The organism is Dyella sp., assembly GCF_035486915.1.
Taxonomy (GTDB): Bacteria; Pseudomonadota; Gammaproteobacteria; order Xanthomonadales; family Rhodanobacteraceae; genus Dyella_B.
The window spans coordinates 1-2,983 of sequence record NZ_DATHMR010000052.1 but is presented as its reverse complement, the minus strand read 5'-3'; the positions used below and the strand labels follow the sequence as shown (position 1 = coordinate 2,983).

Annotated in this window: 5 protein-coding genes; all 5 read right to left on the bottom strand. The window is 57.2% G+C overall.

What is annotated here, in order from left to right; translation table 11 throughout:
- The coding region (gene recO, locus VK725_RS04750; protein WP_325316908.1) for a DNA repair protein RecO at positions 1-506 on the bottom strand (506 nt) is incomplete at its 3' end.
- 42 nt (positions 507-548) lie between these two features.
- Complete coding sequence (gene era, locus VK725_RS04745) at positions 549-1,487, bottom strand: GTPase Era (RefSeq protein WP_325316907.1); 939 nt, start codon at positions 1,485-1,487, stop codon at positions 549-551.
- A gap of 129 nt (positions 1,488-1,616) precedes the next feature.
- Positions 1,617-2,276, bottom strand: a complete 660-nt coding sequence (rnc, locus tag VK725_RS04740; RefSeq protein WP_325316906.1) for a ribonuclease III — start codon at positions 2,274-2,276, stop codon at positions 1,617-1,619.
- Positions 2,277-2,282: 6 nt separating this feature from the next.
- A complete protein-coding gene (locus VK725_RS04735; protein WP_325316905.1) occupies positions 2,283-2,669 on the bottom strand; it encodes a DUF4845 domain-containing protein in 387 nt (128 codons plus the stop codon).
- A 127-nt stretch (positions 2,670-2,796) separates the two neighbouring features.
- Positions 2,797-2,983, bottom strand: a 187-nt coding sequence (lepB, locus tag VK725_RS04730; protein WP_325316904.1) for a signal peptidase I, incomplete at its 5' end; no start/stop codon positions are given.

Below are 2,983 nucleotides of genomic sequence, written 5' to 3'. Positions count from 1 at the left end.
GCGCGATAGGTATAAGTTGCGCCGGATTGCAGGGGCTCGTCGCTAACCGCCTCATCATTCAGTTGCATGGCGTAACCCAGCGACGCAAGCAGATCGCGTTCAAATCGCCGCAATTGCCAGCTCAGCGATTCACCCGCGGACAAACGGTCAATCGTCTGCGCGTACGCGGAATAAAGCGTGGGGTATGGATCTTGGCGTTCGGTCAATCGCACAACCAGTTCATTGACGTAGAGACCCGCAAGTGCGGCATCGCCAGTTAAGCGCAACGGCGATGACGACAATTCGGCATGACGCAATGTCGCCAGCTCCCCACGCAGCTGCAGATCCAGCAGCAACGGTTGAAAGGGTTCCAGCTGCGCCCGTTGCACGCGCGAACGCACACCACGTACTCCACGCGCGACAACACCCAAGCGCCCAAGATCGCGCGTGAGACATTCGAGCAACAATGATGTTTCCCGATAGGGGCGGGAATGCAAAACAAAGGCAGGCTGCTGTTCAAGGAGCATGATGACCGTCGCCCCGTCCTTCCCGCCGGATCGTCACACGCTCTAGTCCGTGTAGCCGAACTGCTTCAGCAACGACTCATCGTCCGCCCAACCCTCACGGACCTTCACCCACAGGCGCAGAAAAACCTTGCGATCGAACATGCGTTCCATATGGCGCCGCGCCGCGGTACCAATAGCCTTGAGTTGTTCGCCACCCTGACCGATCACGATAGCCTTTTGACCGTCGCGCTCCACCCAGATCACAGCGTGAATTTCCGCAATGCCGTCCGGGCGATCCTGGAATTGTTCGATCTCGACGGTGGTCGCGTAAGGCAACTCCTGATCGAGGCGCAACATCAACTGCTCACGCACCATTTCCGCTGCGAGGAAGCGCTCGCTTCGATCCGTGATTTCATCTTCGCCGAACACCGGCGCACGCACGGGCAAGCGTGCGAGGATATCGTGCGTCAATGCCTCCAAACCTTTACGCTTGAGCGCACTGACATAATGCACGGCTTCGAAGCTGTGCTTTTCACTAAGTTCTGCAACGAAGGGCAGTAATGCTGCCTTGTCTTTGGTCAGATCAACCTTGTTGATCACGAGCAATCGCGGCACCTTTTGCTCGTCCAAAGCTTCGTAGAGCGCTTCGTCTTCGTCGGTCCACCGCCCGGCTTCGATCACCTGCACAGCCAGTTCCACCTCGCTGATGGCCGATCGAACGGCACGGTTGAGGCTGCGGTTCATCGCGCGCTTGGCGCCACGGTGCAAACCGGGCGTATCCACATAAAGGATCTGCCCTGCTTCGCTGGTTGCGATGCCCAGAATCCGGTGGCGAGTCGTTTGCGGTCGTGGACTGACAATGGACAGGCGAAAACCGATCAGCGCGTTAAGCAACGTCGATTTGCCGACGTTCGGTCGTCCGGCCAGTGCAACGAACCCACACCGGAAATCCGGATGCGGCAATTCGTGTTCAGCGAAGTCGTCTTCGCGGTCGTCATTCATGGGATAAACATACTCTCGTGGACGCTTATAAGCATGGCGCTACATGTCTGCGAGCGCCACTGAAAAATACAACGTGACAAAACGGTTAATGGGAACGCAGGCATCCGGACCGGATGCCTGCGCCAAGCGTCATGGGCTATCGCGGGTGTCCAACAATCGGCTCAGCACCATTTCCGCCGCATCTTGTTCGGCCAGCCTGCGACTGCTGCCCCGCCCTGCAGCGGTGACGGCCATCGGCTCCATGACCACGCAATTCACATCAAAAATACGCGCGTGATCTTCGCCCTCGGTGCCTACGAGCTCATACTGAGGCAAAGGCCAACCTTCGGCCTGCAACCATTCCTGCAGCCGGGTTTTGGCATCCTTGGAGGAGCGTGGCAGCGCGGTGACACGATCGGCGAACAGGCCTCTGACCGTGTTGCGGCAGGCCTCAAAACCGCCGTCGAGGTAAACCGCCGCGACGAGGGCTTCGAATGCATCGGCAAGAATCGAGTCACGTCGAAACCCACCGCTCTTGAGCTCACCCGAGCCGAGCTTGAGACGATCGCCAAGTTCGAGTTCGCGCGCCATCTCGGCAAGGGCCTGACCGTTCACCAGTTGCGCACGAAGACGCGACATTTCGCCTTCACTGGCCTTTGGGTGCGTCTCGTAAAGCATCTCGGCGACGATGGCTCCGAGCAAAGCGTCGCCGAGAAACTCCATGCGCTCATTGTTGGGCTTGCCCGCGCTACGGTGGGTCAACGCCAATGTGGCAAGCGATGAATCGCTAAAGTGATACGTCAGTTCCACTGTGTCTTACTGAGAAGCAGCAACGTTGCCTTGTATCGGCACACTCTTTTCAAAGTGGACTAGGAAATCGATGTTGTAGACAAAGGGAATGTCCTTGTCATACGCGACTTGCAATTGAAGGCCCTGATCGCCCTTGGCAATAGTGATGTCATCAGGCGTGACAGTGCCATCGCTCACGTACTGATAGTCCATCTTTTTAATCAGATCGTTACGGATCTGCAGCGGCGCCTTACCGTCAAAGTTTTCGGTAGCTATGTCGTTCATGGTCTTTTGCACACCCATAAACTCGGTGTAAGCAGGCACAAGCTTCATCGCCATATAGGCGAAAAAGCCAACCACCAGCAATAAAATCAGAAAACTGATCAACGTCATGCCTGCGTGCTTCGATTTCATAGTCCCCTCACTATGCCGCCGACGCGGCCCATCCCGACCCAAACCGGCCTTGTAACGTACTTTGCCCGTTATGCCTGCGCTCCGCCAGCGACATGTTCACGGTTCGACGCGGCTGGCAACAGGTGAATTAACGGATGACTGTTCCTATGCGGTGGAAGTCTACGGCGCCAGTGTGGAACCCCTTCCAGCTAAACCAGATCATGAAGGCTTTGCCGACCAGGTTCTGCTCCGGCAGACACCCCCACCAACGGCTGTCTTCGCTGTTCTCACGGTCATCGCCCATCACGATGTAGCAGTTCTGCGGCACCACCGAC